General features: G+C 77.6%; 2 protein-coding genes. Both read left to right on the top strand.

The features are described 5' to 3' along the window. Positions 1-1,455 (top strand): DUF3418 domain-containing protein (locus BH719_RS10185; protein ID WP_009744201.1); only part of this gene is annotated, 1,455 nt, incomplete at its 5' end. A 34-nt stretch (positions 1,456-1,489) separates the two neighbouring features. Further along, positions 1,490-1,749, top strand: a 260-nt coding sequence (locus tag BH719_RS10180; RefSeq protein WP_009744200.1) for a SprT-like domain-containing protein, incomplete at its 3' end; no start/stop codon positions are given.

The following is a 1,749-nucleotide window of genomic DNA, read 5'->3' as shown; positions in this document are numbered from 1 at the left end:
GGCTCCCCCGGCTGCCGACCGGGGGCCGACGGGGGGCTCCGCGCCGCGCCGCCCCCTTTCGCGACTGCCTTCGCCTCCGCCGTGCGCGAACTGCGGGGCGTGGAACTGTCCGAGGCGGACCTCGCCCACGCCGCCGAGCACCTGCCCGACCACCTGCGGATGACTTTCGTCGTCGTCGACTCCCGGGGGCGCGAGCTCGGAGCGGGGAAGGACCTCGCCCACCTGCAGCACTCGCTGGCCGGGGCCGCCGACCAGGCCGTGCGCCGGGCTGTCCGCGGCGCCATCGCCCAGGCGATGGAGGACGCGCAGGCCGGCCGCGGCCGCAGGGGGAAGACCGCGGAGGGCACGGGAAGGGCCACCGGCGGTGGGAGGAAGGGCCGATCCGACGGGGGCCGGGGAACCGGAGCCGACGGGCGAACGCCCGGGACCGCCGACGGCGGAGGAACAGGGGCCGACGGGCGGCCGGACGCATCCGCCAGTGCCTCCCCCTCCCGTGCCGGGGGCGGATCGGAAGCCGCGGCGCTGAGCGCCCTCAACGAGGACTCCATCACCGCGATGCCCGCGCTCCCGCGCGCGGTGGCCTCCCAGGCGGACGGCCTGTCCCTGAGGGCCTTCCCCGCCCTGGTGCCCCAGGGCAGCGCCGACGACCCCCGCGCCGGCGTCCGCGTCATGGCCAACGCCGCCGAGGCCGCCAGGGAGCACCGCCTCGGCCTGGCCCGCCTGCTGCTCCAGCGGGTGCGGCTGGCGACGGCCCGCGTCACCACGCGGTGGACCGGCCGCGAGGCGCTGATGCTGGCCGCCTCCCCCTACAGGGGGACGGACGCCCTGGTGGCGGACGCGCAGCTGGCCTCCGCCCTGTCCCTGGTGGACCAGCTGTGCGAGCCCGACTCGGTCCGCTCCCCCGAGGACTTCGAGCGCCTCGCCGCAGCGGCCCGCGGGCGCCACGAGGACCGGGTCTACGAGATCCTCGGGCACGTCGTGCGCGCCATGGAGGCCCACAGCGAGGCCGAGGGCGCCGTGGCCGCACACCCGCAGGCCTCGTTGCGGGAGGTCGTCGACGACGTCAGGGAGAACACGCGGCGCCTGGTCCACGCGGGCTTCCTCGCTGACACGCCGTTCGGAGCGCTGCCCCACCTGGCGCGCTACCTGCGCGCCGGGGCCGTCCGCATCGACCGGGCCTCCCAGTCCGCGGCGGCCCTGGATCGCAACCTGGCGGACATGGACCGCCTCGGGGAGGCGGCCCGGCGCCTGGAGGGGGCGCGCCGGGCAGCGGCCGGGCGCCCCTACGACGCCACGACCGCCCGGCTGCTCTCGCAGGCGCAGTGGATGGCCCAGGAACTGCGGGTCTCGCTCTTCGCGCAGAGGCTGGGCACGCCGAACAAGGTGTCCTTCAAGCGCCTGCTCGGGGTCATCGCCGACGCGGAGGCGGCCGTGCGCCCCGGGGGCCGGCCGTGAGGCGCCAGGAAACCGTGCGCTCCGGGGGCCGGCCGTGAGGCGCGAGGAGGCCCGCGCCCTCGCACGCGCGCTGATGGACGGCGCGGGCCTGGGGCAGTGGGCCTTCCGCTTCGACCGGGCCAAGCGGCGCGCGGGCTCCTGCGCGCACGCCACCCGCACGATCTCCCTATCGGGGCCCCTCACCGACATCTACGACGAGGCCACGGTGAGGGCGGTGGTCCTCCACGAGATCGCCCACGCCCTGGTGGGCCCCAGCCAGGGGCACGGGGCGCGGTGGCGGGAGACGGCCAGGGC

This window comes from Pauljensenia hongkongensis (assembly GCF_001746855.1).
Lineage (GTDB): Bacteria > Actinomycetota > Actinomycetes > Actinomycetales > Actinomycetaceae > Pauljensenia > Pauljensenia hongkongensis.
The sequence above is the reverse complement of the archived record's forward strand: the minus strand, read 5'-3'. Positions and strand labels throughout refer to the sequence as shown.